General features: G+C 55.7%; 20 protein-coding genes and 1 pseudogene. 15 read left to right on the top strand and 6 right to left on the bottom strand.

Features of this window, described 5'->3' with window-relative positions; translation table 11 throughout:
- Positions 1–192 precede the first annotated feature (192 nt).
- Positions 193–660, bottom strand: a complete 468-nt coding sequence (locus tag TRM7615_RS24870; protein ID WP_108792675.1) for a MarR family winged helix-turn-helix transcriptional regulator — start codon at positions 658–660, stop codon at positions 193–195.
- A gap of 315 nt (positions 661–975) precedes the next feature.
- Here TRM7615_RS24870 and TRM7615_RS25825 point away from each other — a divergent pair, with 315 nt between their 5' ends.
- The 6 genes from TRM7615_RS25825 to TRM7615_RS24845 all read left to right on the top strand — a co-directional run bounded on the left by TRM7615_RS25825 (position 976) and on the right by TRM7615_RS24845 (position 5,871).
- Complete coding sequence (locus tag TRM7615_RS25825) at positions 976–1,179, top strand: DeoR family transcriptional regulator (protein WP_207775277.1); 204 nt, start codon at positions 976–978, stop codon at positions 1,177–1,179.
- A gap of 3 nt (positions 1,180–1,182) precedes the next feature.
- Positions 1,183–1,737: a DeoR/GlpR family DNA-binding transcription regulator gene (locus TRM7615_RS24865; RefSeq protein ID WP_207775278.1), complete on the top strand. Its 555-nt coding sequence runs from the start codon at positions 1,183–1,185 to the stop codon at positions 1,735–1,737.
- Positions 1,734–2,852: an ABC transporter ATP-binding protein gene (locus TRM7615_RS24860; protein WP_108792674.1), complete on the top strand. Its 1,119-nt coding sequence runs from the start codon at positions 1,734–1,736 to the stop codon at positions 2,850–2,852. The genes TRM7615_RS24865 and TRM7615_RS24860 overlap by 4 nt, the downstream gene beginning before the upstream one ends.
- Position 2,853: 1 nt before the next feature.
- Positions 2,854–4,116: an ABC transporter substrate-binding protein gene (locus TRM7615_RS24855; protein ID WP_108792673.1), complete on the top strand. Its 1,263-nt coding sequence runs from the start codon at positions 2,854–2,856 to the stop codon at positions 4,114–4,116.
- Positions 4,117–4,180: 64 nt separating this feature from the next.
- Complete coding sequence (locus TRM7615_RS24850) at positions 4,181–5,074, top strand: carbohydrate ABC transporter permease (protein WP_108792672.1); 894 nt, start codon at positions 4,181–4,183, stop codon at positions 5,072–5,074.
- Positions 5,071–5,871, top strand: a complete 801-nt coding sequence (locus TRM7615_RS24845; protein ID WP_108792671.1) for a carbohydrate ABC transporter permease — start codon at positions 5,071–5,073, stop codon at positions 5,869–5,871. The genes TRM7615_RS24850 and TRM7615_RS24845 overlap by 4 nt, the downstream gene beginning before the upstream one ends.
- Positions 5,872–6,087: 216 nt before the next feature.
- Here TRM7615_RS24845 and TRM7615_RS24840 read toward each other — a convergent pair whose 3' ends face one another.
- From TRM7615_RS24840 to TRM7615_RS24830, 4 genes are all read right to left on the bottom strand, one after another.
- Positions 6,088–7,170, bottom strand: coding sequence for a hypothetical protein (locus tag TRM7615_RS24840; protein WP_125133753.1), 1,083 nt, complete (start codon positions 7,168–7,170; stop codon positions 6,088–6,090).
- Positions 7,171–7,382: 212 nt separating this feature from the next.
- Positions 7,383–7,700 carry an isocitrate/isopropylmalate family dehydrogenase gene (locus tag TRM7615_RS26285; protein WP_370739836.1) on the bottom strand — a complete coding sequence of 106 codons (318 nt, stop codon included), beginning with the start codon at positions 7,698–7,700 and terminating at the stop codon, positions 7,383–7,385.
- Positions 7,701–7,726: 26 nt separating this feature from the next.
- Entirely contained in the window at positions 7,727–8,506 is a 780-nt protein-coding gene (locus TRM7615_RS24835) for an isocitrate/isopropylmalate family dehydrogenase (RefSeq protein WP_207775275.1), read from the bottom strand.
- Positions 8,503–9,660 carry a TauD/TfdA family dioxygenase gene (locus TRM7615_RS24830; protein ID WP_165821546.1) on the bottom strand — a complete coding sequence of 386 codons (1,158 nt, stop codon included), beginning with the start codon at positions 9,658–9,660 and terminating at the stop codon, positions 8,503–8,505. Before TRM7615_RS24830 ends, TRM7615_RS24835 begins: the two co-directional genes overlap by 4 nt.
- Before the next feature lie 146 nt (positions 9,661–9,806).
- Here TRM7615_RS24830 and TRM7615_RS24825 point away from each other — a divergent pair, with 146 nt between their 5' ends.
- The 8 genes from TRM7615_RS24825 (at position 9,807) to TRM7615_RS24790 (ending at position 19,063) form a co-directional block, all read left to right on the top strand.
- Positions 9,807–10,679 carry a LysR family transcriptional regulator gene (locus TRM7615_RS24825; RefSeq protein WP_108792668.1) on the top strand — a complete coding sequence of 291 codons (873 nt, stop codon included), beginning with the start codon at positions 9,807–9,809 and terminating at the stop codon, positions 10,677–10,679.
- A gap of 552 nt (positions 10,680–11,231) precedes the next feature.
- Positions 11,232–12,263 (top strand): LacI family DNA-binding transcriptional regulator, encoded by a 1,032-nt coding sequence (locus TRM7615_RS24820; RefSeq protein ID WP_108792667.1) that lies wholly within the window; start codon positions 11,232–11,234, stop codon positions 12,261–12,263.
- 112 nt (positions 12,264–12,375) lie between these two features.
- Positions 12,376–13,662, top strand: coding sequence for an ABC transporter substrate-binding protein (locus TRM7615_RS24815; protein ID WP_108792666.1), 1,287 nt, complete (start codon positions 12,376–12,378; stop codon positions 13,660–13,662).
- A 150-nt stretch (positions 13,663–13,812) separates the two neighbouring features.
- A complete protein-coding gene (locus tag TRM7615_RS24810; RefSeq protein ID WP_108792665.1) occupies positions 13,813–14,751 on the top strand; it encodes a carbohydrate ABC transporter permease in 939 nt (312 codons plus the stop codon).
- A 12-nt stretch (positions 14,752–14,763) separates the two neighbouring features.
- Positions 14,764–15,597 (top strand): carbohydrate ABC transporter permease, encoded by an 834-nt coding sequence (locus tag TRM7615_RS24805; RefSeq protein WP_108792664.1) that lies wholly within the window; start codon positions 14,764–14,766, stop codon positions 15,595–15,597.
- Between the two features lie 9 nt (positions 15,598–15,606).
- The gene (locus TRM7615_RS24800; RefSeq protein WP_108792663.1) at positions 15,607–16,608 is read left to right on the top strand and encodes an ABC transporter ATP-binding protein; all 1,002 of its coding nucleotides are present in this window, start codon (positions 15,607–15,609) and stop codon (positions 16,606–16,608) included.
- Positions 16,608–18,128 (top strand): mannitol dehydrogenase family protein, encoded by a 1,521-nt coding sequence (locus TRM7615_RS24795; RefSeq protein ID WP_108792662.1) that lies wholly within the window; start codon positions 16,608–16,610, stop codon positions 18,126–18,128. Before TRM7615_RS24800 ends, TRM7615_RS24795 begins: the two co-directional genes overlap by 1 nt.
- Before the next feature lie 2 nt (positions 18,129–18,130).
- On the top strand, positions 18,131–19,063 hold the full coding sequence (locus tag TRM7615_RS24790; RefSeq protein WP_108792661.1) for a carbohydrate kinase family protein: 933 nt from the start codon (positions 18,131–18,133) through the stop codon (positions 19,061–19,063).
- A gap of 570 nt (positions 19,064–19,633) precedes the next feature.
- On the opposite strand, the gene TRM7615_RS24785 is transcribed toward TRM7615_RS24790, so the two are convergent.
- Positions 19,634–19,987: an FAD-binding oxidoreductase gene (locus tag TRM7615_RS24785; RefSeq protein ID WP_165821545.1), complete on the bottom strand. Its 354-nt coding sequence runs from the start codon at positions 19,985–19,987 to the stop codon at positions 19,634–19,636.
- Positions 19,988–20,194: 207 nt separating this feature from the next.
- On the opposite strand from TRM7615_RS24785, the pseudogene TRM7615_RS24780 reads away from it, so the two are divergent.
- A pseudogene (locus TRM7615_RS24780) lies at positions 20,195–20,318 on the top strand (IS3 family transposase); the annotation flags it as partial.

Below are 20,318 nucleotides of genomic sequence, written 5' to 3'. Positions count from 1 at the left end.
TCGCAGACCTTTTTGCCGCTGTGCCCGAGCTGACCGAAAAACTCGGCTAAGCCACCGGCCCAGAAAGAAACACAAAAGGCCCGCCACCGGCGGGCCTTTTGCTTCAGTCCAAATCCCGAAGCGCGCGCAATCTATGCTGAATAGTGCGCATACCGCCCTTGGTACCACCCACAAAACTCGTGACCAAGACGATCACTCAGAGAAATGCTCAACAAGTTTGGCAAAACTCTCATGCAATTCCTGGATGGTATCCTCGCCGAGAAGGCGTTCAACAGCCATTCGTCGTTCTGCAAAACGTGGTGCAAGCTCGTCCATCAACAATCGGCCATCGTTGGACAAGGCCACCAATTTGCGGCGCTTGCTTTTGGGATCTGCTCGAAACTCAACAAGGCCCTTGTGCCCCAAATCGGTTGCAACACGGCTGATCTGGGCATTGTCTGTGACCATATGGCGGCTGAGGTCGGCAATCGAAATACTTTCAAAAGTCTCGACCGTTTTCATCAACCTATAGGCAGTCAAATTCAACGGCGTGTCCGTCAACAGAGCTTGCGCATCCTGATCCATCAGTTTTGAAATCAGGGCAAATTGGAACGTCACATTGCTTTCCAGCTTTCGCACCCGATCCAGTTTCTTTTGCAATGCCCGTGAGGTTATCGCCATGTGCTGATCCTTTGTCCTGCTCGAGCAGGGTCATTCCCTCATTCGCCATATTTGCACAAGGCAGAATGATATCATGCATAGTCAACATTATGCCTGAGGTGGCAGGAAAAGGAAATACATCCTCATGCACATTTTGGGGATGCGACAGCCCTTTTGCGGTGTGAGTCAGACCTTCAAAGAACACAAAACCGAGTAAAAAGCGCATCGCTTTTGGAATGTTCAAATTGGCCAGGCATTTCACCAAATCGCTCAAATGAGCATTGCAGTCACCTCCTTGTTACACCGGGCGCTCATATGCGTAGCGCGAGGTGACAAATGAACAGACCCACAAAGATTCTCGAAGCAGCTCAAACCCACGGTCGCGTTCTTGTGGATGAATTGGCGGAACAGCTGCGTGTGTCACCGCATACGATCCGCCGCGATATCAATGCGTTGTGTGAACAGGGCAAGCTGCGCAGGCTGCATGGTGGGGCCGAGTTTATTGAGGGAGGCTCGAACCTGCCCTATTCCACGCGTTAATCGCTGAATGTCGCGGCCAAAAGGCAGATCGCCGAGCGGGTAGTCGATCTCATTCCCGACCATGCGACGCTGTTCTTTTCCATTGGCACCACTCCTGCGTTGGTCGCCGCTGCTCTGGCAGAACACGAAGGGCTGACGGTCATTACCAATAACCTCAATGCGGCACTTGCCCTCTCCGATGCTCCGGGCGCGCGGATCATATTGCCCGGTGGCACCCTGCGCCTACCGGATCGCGACATTCTGGGGCCACAGGTGTTGGATCTGTTTCGGGGCTACCGTGCCGACTTTGCAATCTACGGGGTGGGCGGCGTGGATACAGACGGCAGCCTGCTGGATTTCAACGAAGACGAGGTACAGAACCGTCAATGCCAACGTGCAAACGCGCGTGCCTCGATCCTGGTAGCGGATACCACAAAATTCGGCCGACGCGCCGCAGCCGTGGGCGGCAACCTAAGCAACGCTGATCACATCGTGATTGATCAGCGCCCTGCCCCACCGTGGAACAAGGTGCTTGATCCGCTGAGCGACCGTTTGATCCTGGCCGGAGACACATCATGAGCTTTCTGGAGCTGAAAGGCATCACCCGCGAATGGAATGGTCAGGGCGGTGTGAAAAACGTCAGTTTTGCCCTGCCCCGTGGCGCATTCATGTCGATCCTTGGCCCCTCGGGCTGCGGGAAATCCACCCTGTTGCGTCTGATTGCCGGGCTCGAGCAACCGCAAGCAGGACAGATCCATATCGAAGGCAGGGACGTGACCGCGCGCCCTGCGGCACAGCGAAACCTGTCGATGGTGTTTCAATCCTATGCCCTTTTCCCGCATCTCAGTGTCGCGGACAACGTTCTCTTTGGTCTGAAAGTGCGCCGGATCGGTCGCAGTGAACAGGTCCGTCGCCTGGACAAGGCGCTTGAAATGACTGGTTTACAAGGGCTGGAACACCGCAAACCCGCGCAGCTGTCAGGCGGACAACGCCAACGTGTAGCGCTGGCCCGAGCTGCAGTCGCGGAAAAGCCGCTCTGCCTGATGGATGAACCCTTGTCGAATCTGGATGCCAAGCTGCGCCATTCGGTTCGCCGCGACATCCGTGCGCTTGCCCGTGCCCTCGGGCTGACGGTTGTGTATGTCACCCATGATCAGGGCGAGGCGATGAGTCTTTCGGACATCGTGGTCCTGATGAACGCAGGGCGCATTGAACAGATCGGCTCTCCCCAGGATCTCTTCCAACGTCCGGCCACAACCTTTGCCGCGCAATTCATCGGGGAACCGCCGATGGCCCTTGTTGACGGCCCTGGCCTGGCCCTGAACGACGATGTGATTGCAGGCATCCGCCCCGAGGCCGTCGCACTGCGACCCATCGGTGCGGGAGACCTGACCGCCACCATCAAAGACATCGAATTCCTGGGTTCCAAAACCCGTATCGCACTGACCCACCCCGCCGCCCACGGGTTGGCCGCATTTGTTGCAGGCAGCACCAATTTGGCCCTTTGGCAGATGGTCGATGTTTCGATCCCCGAAAATGACCGGCTCCTTTTCAACGCCCAAACGGGCAAATTGGAAAAGGAGCCGCAGCAGAATTCCGAGACGCGCATTCGCCAAAACACTGCGTCCGGGATCGGGCCCAAGGCCCCCTTTCACCTGAACCTGTCCACTAAACCTGCTCAGAAAGAACCCTGACATGACCCGTACGACTGCCGTAGCGGCCATTCTTGCCGCAACCTCCGCCCTCGTCAATCCGGCGGCGGCCGAGACCGAACTGACCATGTATTACCCAATCGCCGTTGGCGGCAAGCTGACCCAGGTGGTCGACGGCATTGTCGACAAATTCGAAGCCCGGAACCCCGACATCAAGGTCAATGCGATCTATGCCGGCAACTATGACGACACCCGCATCAAATCGCTGGCCGCTCTGGAAGCAGGCGAACCTGCGCAGCTGGCGGTCATGTTCTCGATCGATGCCTATGACCTGATCGAACAGGATTTGGTGGTGCCTTTTGACGATCTGGTCGACACCGATCAGGAAAAGGAATGGCTGAACAGCTTTTACCCGGCGCTGATGGCCAATGGCCAGATCGAAGGCAAGACCTGGGGTGTGCCGTTCCAGCGCTCGACCATCGTTGCCTATTACAACAAGGACATGTTCAGACAGGCTGGCCTGGACGCCAACAAAGCGCCCATCACTTGGGACGAGTTGGTCGAAATGGGCAAGACCCTGACCAACGCGGATCACCACGGGCTGATGATCCCCTCGACCGGCTACCCCTATTGGATGTTTCAGGCCCTGGCGATCCAGAACGGCAAAGAGGTTATGTCGAACGACGGCGTGACCACATTTTTCGATGACGAGGCCGTAATCGAGACATTGGATTTCTGGAAATCACTCAGTCAGGAACACGCCATCATGCCCGAAGGCACCGTGGAATGGGGCACCTTGCGACAGGCCTTTCTGGAAGGCAAAACCGCAATGATGTGGCATTCGACCGGTAATCTGACCGCCGTCAAGAACAACGCCGAGTTCGATTTTGGCGTCGCCAAACTGCCTGGTAACGTGCGGCTGGGGTCGCCCACCGGTGGCGGCAACTTCTATGTGTTCAAGGACAGCACCGACGAAGAGAAAGACGCCGCCCTTGAACTGATCAAATTCATGACCGCGCCCGAACAAGCCGCAGAATGGTCGATCGCGACCGGCTACATGGGTGTCTCTCCCGCCGCCTATGAGACCGAAGCGCTGAAAGCCTACACCGCCGAGTTCCCGCCTGCCCTGGTGGCCCGTGATCAGCTGGAACATGCGGTGGCCGAGTTTTCGACCTTTGAAACCGCGCGGGTGCGTGATGGTTTGAACGCCGCCATCCAATCCGCCCTGACCGGCGAGAAATCGGCCCAGGATGCCTTGGGCGAAGCCCAGACCTCGGCCGAACGCCTGCTGCGCGACTACAAGTGACATACTGAAAACCAGCAGCACCGGGCCATTACAGCCCGGTGCTGTTTCTACCATCGGACCCAGCATGACTGACCCCTTTACCCTCGAACGTCGCCGTCGCGCGATCCACGGCTGGCTGTTGCTCAGCCCCGCGCTGGTGATGCTCTCGGTCTTTGCCTTCTACCCGTCTTTTGCCACCTTCGTGACCTCGCTCTGGTCGCGCGGAACGCGACGGCGCCCGTCCGAGTTCGTGGGGTTCGAGAACTACCAATACCTGTTCGAAGATCCGACTTTCTGGCTGGTGGCATGGAACAACCTGCTCTACGCCGCCGTCACGATCCCTATTTCCATCACCCTGGCGCTTGCCATGGCGCTTTGGGCCAACGCGAAAATCCCGGCGCGCAGCTTTGTGCGCACCGCTTACTTCACGCCAGCCATCTTACCCATGATCGCCGCCGCAAACTTGTGGTTGTTCTTCTACACACCCAGCTTTGGCATTCTGAACCAGATCGGCGGCCTATTGGGCGCAGATCCGGTCAATTGGTTGGGTCAACCGTCGACCGCCCTTTGGGCTGTTTGCGCTGTGACGATCTGGAAAGAGGCAGGGTTTTTCATGATCTTCTACCTTGCCGCACTGCAAACCATTCCCCCCGACCTGAAAGAGGCCGCCGAGATCGAAGGCGCAAGTCGCTGGACCTATCTGCGTCGCGTGGTTCTGCCCTTGTTGATGCCGACGACCCTTTTCATTCTGATCAACGCCATGATCAACTCGGTCAAGCTGATTGACCATCTGTTCATCCTGACCAAAGGCGGGCCGTCGGACAGTTCGAAACTGATCCTCTACTACATTTGGGAAAACGCCTTTGCCTACTTCGACCGCCCCACTGCGGCGGCGATGACGGCACTGATGCTGGCCGTGCTCGGTGCCTTGGCTGCGTTCCAATTCCTGATGCTGGACAAAAGGACCCACTACCGATGAGCCGCTTTGTCGAGCCCGCCTTGGCCATTGTGCTGGCTATTGTCTGGATCTCACCTTTGGTTTTCGCGGCCTGGGCTGCCTTTCACGATGTCAGCGATGCCGTCAACTTTCGCCTGATGGCGCCGCTGACGTTCGACAATTTTCGCACCGCGTGGGAGGGCGCGCCCTGGCTGCGCTACTTCCTGAACACGTTCCTGCTGGTGACACTGATCTTGGCCGGGCAGTTTCTGCTCTGCACACTTGCCGGGTTCGCCTTTGCCCAGATGGAGTTTCGCGGCCGCGACACCGTTTTCATTCTGGTGCTGCTGCAACTCTTCATCCTGCCCGAAGTTCTGATCGTCGAAAACTATCGCGTTGCGGCCAGCTTGGGTTTGCTCGACAGCCTGTTGGGCATTGGCTCACCCTATATGGCGTCAGCCTTTGGCATATTTCTAATGCGGCAAGCGTTCAAATCCGTGCCAAAGGACCTGGACGAGGCCGCCCGTATCGAAGGCTGCTCCACCTTGGGCGTGCTTTGGCGCGTCTATGTACCTGCAGCGCACCCGACCTATCTGGCTTATGCTTTGGTGTCGGTCTCGACCCATTGGAACAATTTCTTATGGCCCCTGATTGTCACGAACTCGGAAAGCGCGCGCCCTCTGACCGTCGGCCTGTCCCTGTTCGGCGCACCAGAGAACGGCGTCGACATATCTGTGATCTCAGCTGCCACATTGATGGTTGTTGGCCCGCTGTTGCTTCTGTTTTTGCTGTTCCAACGCCAGTTTGCTCAAGCCTTCCTGACAGCCGGGGTCAAGTGAACCCCGGCCACGCGGTTCTTTCCAATGTATGGGGAGAAAACTGGAATTCTCCGACTTTTACCCCCCCACATCCGGCCAGAAGGACAGCTGTTCCAACGCATTCTGATTGTATTGAGTCGAGGTGATGGTGGAACAAATCGGGCTTTGCCAGATCGCAGGCGTGAACAAGGCGCCCATTCGCTAAGGGCTCGCTCGCAACGCGTGGAGGGTGATAGATCAGTTTTCAACACGATCACTTAGTTGGGCCCGCTGAGCGCGCGAAACATAACTGGCAACCATGAACTGCTCGGCGGGGTTCTTGATTGCCTTGTTTTTCAAGGCCAGCGCCACCGTTGCGCCTTGGCTCCAGTCTTGGCGGTTTCCGAACTGCCGGGCAACCATTGGTGCGGTTTCCGGTCGTTGCAAAATCATTCTCGACAATGCATCGGTAATCGCCTTGTGAAGCTCAAAAGAAGCGACTGCGTTATGGATGGCCAGCGCCTCAACGACCTGCTCGAGTTTCGGCAACGGTTGACTCGTGTCGGTGAGGTAAGTTGTTTCGAGGCGTGCGACTCCATCAAGGCCATCCAATTCAACCAATGCAGCAGAGAAGGCACCCAGGTTTTCCGCCCTTTCCTTTCCCTTGCTGATGCCGATGAACCTATGAATTTCAACCCGGGCAGCGTCGTCTCCACTCAACCCCAAAAGAAGAATTCTGATGGATTGGAACGGGATGCCCTTTATGGTCCAAAGCTGGCTCAGCAAGTCTTCGGACGAGAGGCTCACGTCGATCTGCCGCAACATCGCGTAGGGCGCTTTGTCCACCTCACGCAATGCCAGTTCCTTCAGCGCAGGATCCGGGCTGCTTAACAGCTTGGCAAACATTGCAAACCGATCTGGAGTATAGTCCCGGCTCCAAGTATCAGAGTTCGCCAGAACGGATTCCACCATTTCGACGTAGGCGGCATTGGCATAGCTCACATGCTTCCATGCGCCCTCGGGCGCACGCTCCAAGACGACATGATCTTCGGGATTCAGCTCCATTTTCTTACGCAATACCGTGCTTACCAAGAACGGCAACTTTTCAGACGGTCCCTGTCCCCGCAGAACTTTCGTCGCTTCGAACTCGAACCGGTTCTGTCGTGATGGTCTTGCAAGAATGACGTCTTTGCTTTGCAGCAACCGATCCACAGAAGTATTCTCAGGGATGTAGTAGTGAAAGCCACAGGCTGTTGCCTGACCGATCGTAAACGCGGCAGCCACTATCAACGGAAAGACGGTTCTTCCTAGGTGTGATACAAATTGTGTTAACTGCATCATGATTTGACCAACGTGCCATCAATGGGGATAATCGTTTGTGTGTTAGGCTAATACGATTCTAAGTGATGTATGTGCTCAAAAATTGTGCAGTACGAATTTGGGGTTTGCGCATCTAGCATTGTCTCCGAACCAGAGAGCGCGATGGCTCTCCTGTCGGGGCCCGCCCCTGTTCCGTCGCATGTCCGATCTGACAAGGCTGCCGTGTTGTATCCCTACGACCAGGATGCACTCGATCTCAAATATCCCGGAACCGCTTGCGTGATCGCACCCGTGTCAGCCGTCCCACCCAGGTCCGGCGGCAACACCCCTGCATTCAGAACGCTGTCCACGGCGCCCACGATGGCACGCGCGGCAGGAGCGCACCCAAAACCATACTCGAACATCATGGCAACCGACAAAATCGCCCCGATCGGATTGGCGATGCCCCGACCAGAAATGTCTGGCGCACTACCGTGGGTTGGTTCGTATAGACCGCCTTTTACCGGGCTTGCTTCCCGCGCAGCGGCGGGGAGCGTCGCCGAAGGCAACATCCCCAACGACCCCGAGATCACCGCGATCAGATCTGAGATGAGATGAGATCACCGAACAGGTTGTCGGCCAAGAGAACATCAAAGTCCTTCGGCGCGCGGGCGACGGCGAACAAAGCGTAGTCCATCAATAGGTGCTGCAGTTCGACATCCGGGTATTCGTCGCGCCCGATCCGCTCCACCGTTTCGCGCCAGAGCTTACCGCTCTCCATCACGTTGGACTTGTCCAGAGAGGTCACGTACCCACGTCGGCCGCGCGCCGCCTCAAAGGCGCAGCGTGCAATACGTTCGACCTCAGACGTGCGGTATTCGCTGATTTCATAGGCCCGAACCTGGCCGTCACTCAACACTTCTCGACCACGCGGCTCACCATAATAGACGCCACCCGAGTTTTCCCGCACCACCAACAGGTCAGCGCCATCCACGATCTCTTTCCGGTAGGGTGTGCGCGAAAGAAGCGACGACCAAGCCCGCGCCGGCCGCAAAGCGTTGTAAACATGCAACTCGATCCGCAAGCGGGTCAGACCATCAGTTTCCGTGATCGGCCCGTCAATTCGGATGCCGTCCCATTCCGGCCCGCCAACTGCGCCGACCAGAATGGCATCCGCCGCCCGCGCCTTGTCGACCACCGCATCGGTGCAGAAAGTACCATGCACATCCCATGACGCGCCGCCCAACAAGTCTTCTTCAACCTCTACCCCGACGCCGAACTGGTCGGCGGTCTGCAGCAGCACCCGCAACCCGGCGCCAACGACTTCGGGGCCGATATGATCGCCGCCCAGCGCCAGAACCTTGAACGGGCCGCTCATCCTGCCATTCCTTGTTGCAGCACCAGATGCATGGCGTCCGGATCCAGATCTCGTTGCAGCAGGCGCATGGAGGAGTGGAAGTCATCCAGATCGACCGAAGAGGTCAGCACCGCGCGCGGTGGCATTTCGGGCGTGAAGCCGGTTCGCCCGTGCAGCAGGCGCTGATTGTCAAACAGCAGCCCCTCCCCTGCTTTCAGATCCAAGGTCAGGCGAAGATCATCACTGTAGAGCAATTCAAACAGCCTTTTCAGGGCACAGTAGACTGGCACCATTTGATCGCCAGGCACATCCAGAGGTGAGATTTGCCGTTCGTTCATCCGAACACCGCAAACCTCGCCGCGCTCATCCAGCCGAATGATGGGTAAACGAGATTTGTACCAACGCATGTTGCCATGACTGTTGTTGCCGGGGTCGAAACGCTGGCAGGTCACCTGCGTGTTGCATAACAACTCGAACTCTTCGGGCCATCGCGCCTTCAGGCGCCGGGCAGCCTCGAACCCGTCAACAAGGGTCGAAGCGCCCCCGTTGGAGCTGGGCCGCAGAACCTGAAACACGGTAATGCCGATCGCCGCATAGCGGTAAGGTTCATCCACATGCGGATCCAGCGGGCCGGTGGTGTCGCCAACATTGGTCACGGTGGTCTTCTTTTTCAGCGTATAGGTGCCAAAATGCGTCTGCCGTTGCGCTCCGACCAGCTGGATCATTCTCTGGCTTTCGGCCTTGTCTGTGGGCGCATCCACGATTTTGCAGAACCCGTAATCCCGCACTGCTTCCAGAATTTTCAATCGCACCGCCGGGTCTGCCTCAGCCTCGGTCAACGATCCAACTGGAAGGTCCGTGCTGATCGAGCCGTCCCAAAGAACAGGTTGCACACGCCTGCGGACGCGTTCGGAGTCGGAATAACAGTGATTGCGCAGCCAGCGCGCGGCATACTCGGATCGGTGCCCATCCGGCCAAATCACCTTAACGCTGCTTTCATGCACCTTTACGTTTTTGAAGGTGATCTCTTCATCGATGTGATGAAGCCGGATACCGCGCACACCGGTCTCTGGTGTGCCGCAGTCCGGACACCAGCATTGATGCCGCAACCAGATGGGATGGAACCGACTTTCGTGTCCATCTTCCCATTGTACGATCAGGAGGTCAGTTTCCATGATAGCTTTTAAGATGCTGTGACGTGAGGATGGCATTGGAGTGTTCCTTGAGGGCGTTCTGAACGCCATAAGGTCCTCAGCAAATTTGTTTGACAAATTCCAATTCAACACATGATGGTTGAGTTAAGCTCACGTATGGAAATCACATGCTGCCTGACCCCAAAGATCCCTCATATCTGGGTGCCCTGGTCTATTTTCATCATGCCGCCGAAAGCCTGAGCTTTTCGCGGGCTGCTCAGACCCTGAACGTGACGCCTTCGGCAGTCAGCCACCGCATCACCGCTCTCGAAAACACTTTGGGAAAACGGCTGTTCGAACGGCGCGTCCGCGAAATTCGGCTCACGCAAGACGGTGCCGAACTGGCACGCGCCACTGCCGTGATCTGGAACGAACTCAAGGAAATCACCGGCCAGTTGACCACGCAAGAGGTGCTGCGGGTTTCGGTTGGGCCTTATCTATCGTCACAATGGTTGTTGCCCCGGATCGGCGCGTTCGAAGCACAGAACCCCGGTCTGCGTGTGGATATGATCCATGTGATTGGGAAACCCGATGCCGGTTTGGCGGATGTCTCGATCATCTGGGCCGAACTGGAAAGCGATACAACTGAATCAGTACTGCTGTTTGACACCAATGCCGTTCCGGTTGCCGCGCCCGGAGTACAGATCAGCGACAACTTTTGGGATGAAACACTGCCACCCATCCATTACCGCAATCGCTCGACCTGGCGTCATTGGCTTTTCACCATCGGTGCCCCGGTGGAGTTTGCAGAACGCGGAGAAGTCCTGGAAGAACCCCACATGGTTTTGGAGGCCGCAGCATACAAGCGGGGAATAGCGATCGGTTTTCTACCTTTTATTGGCAAGTTCTTTGACCAAGGGCGGCTTGTACAGGTGGGACTGCACTCGATCCGCTCCAATCGGGGTTACTTTCTGCAGCTGAATTCAGGGGCCAAGCCCAAGGCCAGATTGTTTGCCGATTGGGCCGGAAATCAAGCAAAGGAACTGATGATCTGGTCATGAAAAATCGACACACCAAATTGGGTTTGCCTACTGCCCAAACCGCGTCATCACATTGCGAGTGATCTGTTCAACCTGCCAATCGCATCTGGTCAAACCCATGACCCATTCGCAGGAGGCAGCATTGAACACTTCGCCGCATCCGCGTTTCCAATGAACGATCACACCGTTGCCGCGAGAGCTGGACGGACCCCACCAGCCGCCCATCGGGTACCGATCTTACCAGATCCGCGGGACAACTGAAGCGATGGAGTCGACGCGAGCGATCACCGGCTTGTTCACGCGGCAGGACCTGGTGAATTCATCAAGTTGCTTGAAGCAATACGCAGCATATTGAAGGCCGTTTTAGCTGCAACGCGACAAGGCACCTTACCCAGCAATGGCTCGCCTTTTGCCGCAATTCCCCATACATTGGGATGTCACACCAGTCAGATGAAAATCTTTCTAACGTACTGCCAATACCTACGGGGCTATGTTTCCGCGCGTAAAGTATTTATGGTGGTTTAATCGCTGCCTACAAGTGCAGCAGGTCCTCAGGTTCTACGGCGGGCGCCCATGGCAGGCACAAAAATTAAAAACATGGAAGAGTTCGCTACCGTCAGTGGCATCTCACGCCCCACACTTTCCAAGTTTTTCAACGATCCCAACAGTGTGCGTGCATCCACGCGGGAACGTATTGAGGCAGCATTAGAGCAATACGACTACCAGCCCAATCTTTATGCGGTGAATCAAAACCGTCGCCTCACCAAGAATATCGGGGTTGTTGTACCCAATTTGGCGGACCCGTTCTTTGCCAAGATCGCGCGCACGATTGAGGCGCATATCATCGAGACCGGGTTTCGCCCGGTGTTGCTTGGCTCACATGGCAGCCCGATCATGGAAATCGCCAACTTGGAAAATCTGCGCAGCTTGAAACCAGCGGGCGTTCTTTTGGCGCCATTGGGTCGCGCCTCCGATCATGCGAAGATCGAAGCATTCTGCCAAGACGTCCCCACCGTTCTGTTCGACGCCAATATTGATAAGATTGGCGAAGCATTTGTTGGTTCCAATAATGGACAAAGTGTTGGCTTGATTGTCGACTACCTATGCCGGACAGGTGAACCGCCCAGCTTTCTGGAAATGAGGTCACCGACCAACCCAAACGCATTCAAGCGTCGGAACGCCTATATCTCGGCTATGGAAAAGCTAGGCCATAGCCCCACCCTGATCCAGGCTGAAGGCGAAGGTTGGGAATTCGAGGAAATCGGATTTCGCGAAGGCATGCGGGTCGTGCGTGATCGAAACCTGCCGACAAACACAATTCTGTGCAGCAATGATCGCCTGGCCATCGGACTTTTGTCCGCAGCCTTCGAAGCCGGGTTGCGCGTCGGGATCGGTGAAGGCTGTGATCTAAGGGTTGCAGGTCACGACGACCATCCGTTTTCGCGATATACTTGCCCTACGCTGACAACAGTTTCGCAAGATTATGAGGCAATAGCCAAGAAAAGCGCGGCTGTTCTGCTAGAGCGGATCGAAGCTGAAAAGCCCGCCGATTCGCGACGGGAAACGTTGTTTGAAGGGCGATTGATTATGAGATCATCCGCATAACAGCTTGAGATTACTCCCCAATTCTAAATTTTACGCGCGTAAAGAAATAAATTGACGCAAGTTACCATCAGACGTTACTCTCGGGACAAGCATCTATTTTGGGAGGACGAGGATGTTTGGGAAAGGCACGCTTCGTGCAGCCACGGCCATTACGCTCTTAGCAGCGGGTGGCGTTTCTGCCGAGACACTAACGATTGCGATCGTGAACAACGGTCACATGATCAACATGCAAAAAGTTGCTGAAGCATACACCGCAGAAACAGGTGTCGAGCTGAATTGGGTTTCGCTGGAAGAAGGCGTTCTGCGGGAGCAGGTCACGTCAGACACAGCAACCGGTGGCGGACAGTACGACATCATCAATATCGGCATGCAAGAAGCCCCAATCTGGGGTGCTGCGGGCTGGATCGAACCGCTGAAATTCTCGGACAGCTATGATCTGGACGACATCTTGCCGGCCATGCGTAATGGCCTGTCCCATGAAGGGCAGCTGTATGCGGCACCTTTCTACGGTGAATCTTCGATGGTCATGTACCGCAAGGATCTGACCGACGCGGCTGGCGTTTCCATCGCGGACAACGACAGCTGGGACAACGTCAAGGCCGCTGCCGCTGCAATCCACGATCCGGACAATGGCGTCTACGGTGCCTGCCTGCGCGGCAAGCCGGGCTGGGGTGACAATATGGCGTTCATCACCACCGTAGTGAACTCATACGGCGGCGCATGGTTCGACGCGGACTATCGCCCGGTTCTGGACAGCCCGGAATGGAACGCAGCGATCAACTTCTATGTAGACCTGCTCAGCAATTACGGCCCTCCGGGCTCGGAAGGTAATTCCTTCAACGAAATTCTGGCGCTCTATAACGAAGGCAAGTGCGGCATGTGGATTGACGCCACGATCGCTGCATCCTTCCTGGAAGTGGATGGCGTGGCCTACGCACAATCCCCGAACGCAGGAAACCCGGTTGGTGCAAACTGGCTTTGGGCCTGGGCCATGGCAATCCCTGCCGGGTCCCCGAATGCAGAAGCGGCCAGCAAATTCATCGAGTGGGCAACCTCCAAGGACTATGTCCAAGCGGTTGGCACTCATCCTGAGTTCGGCTGGGGTGCAGTGCCTACAGGTCAACGTGCTTCGACTTATGCGATCCCAGAGTTCCAGGCGGCAGCGGGTTTCGCAGCAGCTGAGCTCGCGGCCATCGACAGCGCAGCGCCCGAAGCAACCGATCTGAAGCCCTATGTCGGCGTTCAGTTCGCAGCGATCCCTGAATTCCCAGAAGTCGGATCTGCGGTTGCTCAGGAAATGGCGGCGGCATTGTCTGGTGCAAAGTCGGTCGAAGACGCTCTGGCAGCATCCCAGAAAGCAGCGGACTCGATCATGAAAGAAGCGGGATACTACGACTAATCCACAGTCGAGGGCCCAGGTCTGCCTGGGCCCTTACTGCCCCCAAGTCGTCAGATTTGCTTGTAAGCCTCTGCGACGCGTAACGTCACAACATTCGCAACTTTTTTCACAGGCACGACGCTATGCGCGTTTTGCCAAGAGGATAGGCTCATGTCTGACAGAAAGCTCCCCCGCCTTCTTCAAAGCCCAGCAGTCATACTGCTTTTGATTTGGATGCTGATCCCGCTGGGGATGACACTCTACTTTTCTTTCATTCGCTATGTTTTGAATAACCTACGCCGCCCAGAGTGGACCACACCCAGTCTCAGCAACTGGCGCGGCTTTGGAAATTATGAGTTTGTTCTGAACTCCAAGGATTTCTTGTTCGCCATTCAGAACAGCCTGCTAATTGTCTGCAGTATCCTGATCTTGACGGTTGTTCTGGGTGTCCTGATCGCCGTTCTGATCAACAAGACCTTTCCGGGTCAGGGCATCGTTCGCGTGCTTTTGATCTCACCCTTTTTCGTGATGCCTGCCGTGAACGCGGTTCTTTGGATCAACATGATCTTGGATCCGGTGTTGGGTCTGCAGGGCATCGCCGTCGGCAGCATCAACGATATGCTGGACACATTGCGCAATGCCCCTCTGGTTGGATGGTTCTTTTCGCTCTGGCCTGAACTGGAACCCATCTCGTTCCGGGCCACGCAAACGTCGGCATACGCGGTCATCATCATGGTGACGTGGCAGTGGACACCTTTCGCGGTGCTGATCTTCATGACGTCACTGCAATCCGAGGACCAGCAGCAGAAAGAAGCAGCTGTGCTGGACGGTGCAAGCATCTGGTCTCAATTCCGTTTCCTAACCTTGCCCCATCTGGCGCGTCCAATTGCGATTGTGGTCATGATCCAGGCGATCTTTCACCTGTCGCTTTATGCGGAAATCGAAATCGTCAGCCGCGGCAATGGGAACAAGAACTTGCCGTATCTGATCGGTGAATTTGCCAACAACAACATCGGAGCAGCCAGTGCTACAGGCATCTTCGCAGTCATTCTTGCCAACATCGTCGCGTTTTTCCTGCTGCGCATGATTGGCCGGACACTGATGGAATAAGGGGACACAATCATGGCAATCGTTGCAAAACCCTCGAAGTTCGCCAAATACGGACGGCCGACATTGGCTTGGGTCGTTGGGCTGCTCTTCTTCTTCCCGATCTTCTGGATGGTGGTAACAAGCTTCAAGACCGACGCTGACGCGGTGAAACCCGAGCACTTGATCTGGTTCACACCAACACTCGAAAACTACCTAAATATGACCGAGAACTACGATTATTGGCGCTTTGCCGGGAACTCGGTCATCACGGCTGTATTCGCCACCGTCTTCACCCTCTTTGTCGGCATCCCCTGCGCCTACGCCATGGCCTTCAACCCAAGTCGCGCCACCAAGGACGTGCTGATGTGGATGCTGTCGACCAAAATGCTTCCGGCCGCGGCAGTGCTTTATCCGATGACGTTCATCACCAAGTCTGCAGGCCTTTTTGATACGCATTTCCTGATCATTATGGTGCTCAGCCTGATCAATATGCCCATCGTTATCTGGATGCTCTTCACCTACTTCAAAGAGATACCCAAAGACATCATCGAGGCCGGTCAGATGGATGGGGTCAGCACTTGGGGTGAGATCAAGGAGATCCTCATTCCGCTTGCCTGGGGCGGCATCGCATCCACCGCGTTGCTCTGCTTCATCTTCTGCTGGAACGAGGCCTATTGGACCGTGCGTCTGACAACAACGGACGCAGCAACACTTTCAAAACTCATCGAAGGCAACCGAGCCCCCGAAGGCCTGTTCTTTGGCCGCCTCTCCGCAGTCTCTGCAGCTGCCGTTGGACCGATCGTCGTCCTTGGGTGGTTCTGCCAGAAACAACTTGTCCAAGGCTTGACCTTCGGCGCTGTGAAGTAAGGAACGACAATGGGACGTATTCAACTCAAATCCGTGACCAAGAGCTTTGGTGACATTCAGGTGATCCCACCCTTGGACCTGACCATCGAAGACGGAGAATTCGCGGTCTTTGTCGGCCCTTCTGGTTGCGGCAAATCCACCCTGTTGCGGATGATAGCCGGCCTTGAAGACCTGACCTCTGGCGACATCGAAATTGATGGTGAAATTGCGACCGAAGTGCCACCGGCTCAGCGTGGGTTGGCCATGGTTTTTCAGTCTTATGCTCTGTATCCGCATATGACCGTTCGCAAGAATATCGGGTTTCCGCTGCGTATGGCGAAGATGGCCCAGGCAGAAATTGACCAACGTGTCGAAACCGCAGCCAAGTCTCTGAACCTGATGGACTACCTGGACCGCAAACCCGCGGATCTTTCGGGCGGTCAGCGCCAGCGCGTCGCCATCGGTCGTGCCATTGTCCGCGAACCTGCTGCTTTCCTGTTTGACGAACCTTTGTCGAACCTGGACGCAGCGCTTCGCGTGGGTATGCGTTTGGAAATTGGCGAGCTGCATGAACGGCTGAAGACCACCATGATTTATGTGACCCACGACCAGGTCGAAGCAATGACGATGGCGAACAAGATTGTCGTGCTGCGCGCCGGTGTGATTGAACAAGTCGGCTCACCGCTTGAACTGTACCACAAACCCCGAAACGAGTTCGTGGCAGGCTTCATCGGGTCGCCAAAGATGAACCTTGTGAAGGGGTCAGAGGCCGAAAAACACGAGGCCGCGACCATTGGAATTCGTCCGGAACACACAGACGTGAGCATGACGGATGGTGCTTGGAAGGGCCGGGTTGGAGTTGCAGAGCACCTTGGCTCTGACACCTTCATTCACGTTCATGACACGGGTCTCGCCGACATGCTGACAGTGCGTGTTAATGGCGACATCTCAGTCAAACATGGCGACACTATCTACCTGACGCCACAGGCTGATCAGATCCACAAATTCGATGCGCAAGGAATGAGAATTTGATGGCGGCCGCTTCGCTCCATACCAACGGACTGGCGCTTTCAGACGCAGTATTGCCCAGGCTCCCAGAGGCCGTCGCTCGCCCAAATTATGATCGGGCCAGGCTTCGCCCCGGCATTGTGCATATCGGTTTGGGCAACTTCCATCGGGCGCATCAGGCTTGGTACATTCATCGGCTGTTGCAGCAGGGATTGGCGCAGGACTGGGCCATCGTCGGCGCAGGCGTTCGCGACCAAGATCAAATCATGCGCGCCCGGCTTCAGCCTCAGGATTACCTGACAACACTGATTGAATTGTCGCCAAAGGGGAAATCAGCCGAAGTTATTGGCTCGATGATTGACTACCTGCCGATAGAGGATGGAAACGCGGCGCTTGTTCGGCAAATGGCCGACCCAGTTATTCGGATTGTGTCTCTCACTGTCACTGAAGGCGGGTATTTCATATCTCCGACCGAGGATGGTTTCGACATTTCCCATCCCGACATTCAACATGACATTCGCCACCCCGAACATCCGCGAACGGTTTTCGGGGCTATAGTCGCTGCGCTTGCTGCACGTAGAATGTCAGGGGCCGGGCCATTCACAGTGCTCAGTTGCGACAACCTTCGTGGAAATGGCTCCATCGCGCGCCAAGCGGTCACTTCGCTGGCTCACCACATCGATCCCGGTCTTGCAGAATGGATTGAAGAAAACTGCAGTTTCCCAAATTCCATGGTAGACTGCATCGTTCCGGCCACTGGTCCAAATGAGTTTGCTTTGGCGCGGGGTTTCGGTATCGAAGATGCGGCTCCGGTCACCCATGAAAGCTATCGGCAATGGGTCATCGAAGATGATTTCTGCGCGGGCCGACCCGAATTTGAAAAAGTAGGGGTGATCGTTACACCAGAAGTTCACGCCTACGAGGCCATGAAAATTCGCATCCTGAATGCAGGCCATCAAGTCTTGGCTAATGTCGGTGAACTAATGTCGGTAGAGACCATTGCGGAATGCATGGCGCATCCAGTGATTTCGCGGTTCTTTGACAAGGTCGAACACAAAGAGATCGCGCCATATGTGTCTCCGGTGCCGGGCGTGACACCGACGGAATATGTTGGCCTGGTTGCACAGAGATTTTCAAATCCGGAAATACGGGACACAACCCGTCGCGTTGCCTTTGATGGATCCTCGCGTCATCCGGAGTTTATCTTGCCGATCATTCGAGATGCCCTGAACAGCGGCGGTCCCATCGATGGATTGGCGCTGGTCGAAGCGTTGTGGGCGCGAATGTGCGCCGGGGTCCGCGATGACGGAAGCATCATCGAAGAGAATGACCCCGACTGGCAGCGATTGTCTGAGGTTGCTCGGCAGAGTGCTCAAAGACCCACAACATGGCTCGAACAACAGCATATCTATGGCAATCTGGCCAGTGATCCTGTTTTCGCACCGGCCTTTTGCCGCTGGCTACGCGTGATTTGGTCTGAGGGCAGTCAGGCATCGTTGCGTTCATATCTAGACCAGGCGCAAACCACGGAAATAGAGGCTTAGAAATGATCCTATGTTGTGGTGAGGCTCTCATCGACATGATCCCTGAGCTGACCCTTCAGAAGACCGAGGGTTTTGTCCCGCATTGCGGTGGCGCGGTAATGAACACGGCCGTCGCATTGGGGCGTTTGGGTGTGCCGACAGGGCTGTTTACCGGGCTGTCCGATGACATGTTTGGCCAACAGTTGGTTGCGCATCTTCACGCGTCAAATGTGGACCTTTCGTTTGCCGTGACGTCGAGCCGTCCCTCGACCCTTGCGTTTGTGCAGTTTGTGGAAGGTCAGGCCAACTACAGTTTTCTGGATGAGAACTCAGCCGGTCGCATGTTGGGTCTCTCGGATCTGCCCAAAGTGCCCGAGGATGTATCGGTGCTGTTCTTTGGCGGTATCAGTCTGGCCACGGAACCAGGGGCCGAAACATATGCCACTTTGTTGGACCGGGAACGGCGCGAACGTGTGGTGATGCTGGACCCGAACATCCGCCCGCAGTTCATTCCCGATCAGAAACGATACCGCGCTCGACTTGAGAGAATGCTGGCAAGGACCGATATCCTGAAAGTTTCAGATGAAGATTTGGACTGGATGATCCCACAGCCCCTGCCATATGCAGAAAAAATCGCCGTGTTGATGAAGCGTGGCCCTAACATCGTGGTCATGACCCGCGGCTCTGCCGGGGTGGTTGGGTTCCTGCCAGATGGTTCTGAAGTTAACGTTATGGCTGAACGGGTCGCTGTCGTGGACACAGTCGGGGCTGGTGATACCTTCAACGCGGGGTTGCTGTGTAAACTCGACGAGCTTGATTGTTTGGATATTCAGACACTGCGGAAGCTCGATTCTGACGCGTTAAAGCAGGCGTTGGCATTTGCATCAAAGGTCGCGGCAATCTCAGTTTCCCGGCCGGGTGCTGACCCTCCTTGGGCGGTAGACGTGATGGACTAAGTTTGCAGCATTCGTGGAAATCAAAAGGACGCGAATGTTCATACCAGCGCCGATAGTGCCTTCAAGATCTCGTGCGGAGGGCTCAAGGTGTCTGAATTGCGAGCGGTATTATCCAAGCCATAGTTGCCTGCCGGGGCCATTAGGTTAACTCGGTAGATCGCTTTGTGATCAGAGCCGCCAACATGACCAATCAGGATATGTGCAATACCAAGTGAGCCGTGTGATTGGCCGGCCATAAAAAACCAGACACCTTCCGCGCAAATCGAATGGCGCCAGTTGCCTTGAGCATTTCCTCGACATCTTCCAGGCACCCAACACTCAGCACCTTGATTTCGTCAGGCTTCCATTTCAGCGTACCGATGCCTTCGGCAACAGCAACACCGGTCGAATTGTTCGCCCAAAGGGTGGCGGACGCATTTCCTCTTCAGGTGGGGACCTCTTGATCGAACCACATTCGGCTTAAGTCACAACTGGTCCTAATCCAGCAATGTCGCCCTTGATGCAAACACGTGTGCCATCAGCCGATCCAGCTGCACCGAAGAGCGCAAACTTCTTACCATCCCTGCGGTTTCAACTTGGGTCGCAAATCTGGTTGTCCACCACTTTCCCAGGATTCATGACCTTTTTGGGATCAAGAACGTCCTTAATTGTACCCATGAGATGGCGTTTGACCGTATCCCCATACCTTTGATCGAGCGACAGCTTATCCTGGCCGCGGCCATATTCCGCGCTGAACGACCCGTCGAGTTTAGCAACGAGATCATAGATACAGGGAGAGACCTCAGTACACACTTCTTCAAGGGAGGCTGTAGCTTTTATACCTTCCGGGGCAAGGACGTTAAAGTGCACGTTACCATCCCCCACATGCCCATAAACTGAAAGGCGGCGCCCCCTGCCCGTACCGGTCGACAAGTTCAGTGCCAAGCTCAATGAACCTAGCTATGTAAGGGATGCGCACCGAAACGTCATGTTTCACCGAGCCACCGCTAAGCACCTCACCTTCGGGGATGTTTTCGCTCAGGTTCCAGAAATCCTGCCTTTGCTGTTGGCTTGCCGATATCACACCATCCAGGATTGAGCCTCCCCAACTGAACTGGTCCCCCGCTATGTTTAGGAAACGGAGGACCGAGAATGGCAAACAAGCGACCGAAGCCCGAGGAGATTGTCTCGAAGTTACGGCAGGTTGAAGTATTGATGGGGCAAGGCATGCCTCGTCTGGATGCGATCAGACAGATTGGCGTTGTTGAACAGACCT

This window comes from Falsiruegeria mediterranea M17, assembly GCF_900302455.1.
Classification (GTDB): Bacteria; Pseudomonadota; Alphaproteobacteria; order Rhodobacterales; family Rhodobacteraceae; genus Falsiruegeria; species Falsiruegeria mediterranea.
This window is presented reverse-complemented; position numbering and strand designations above follow the sequence as displayed.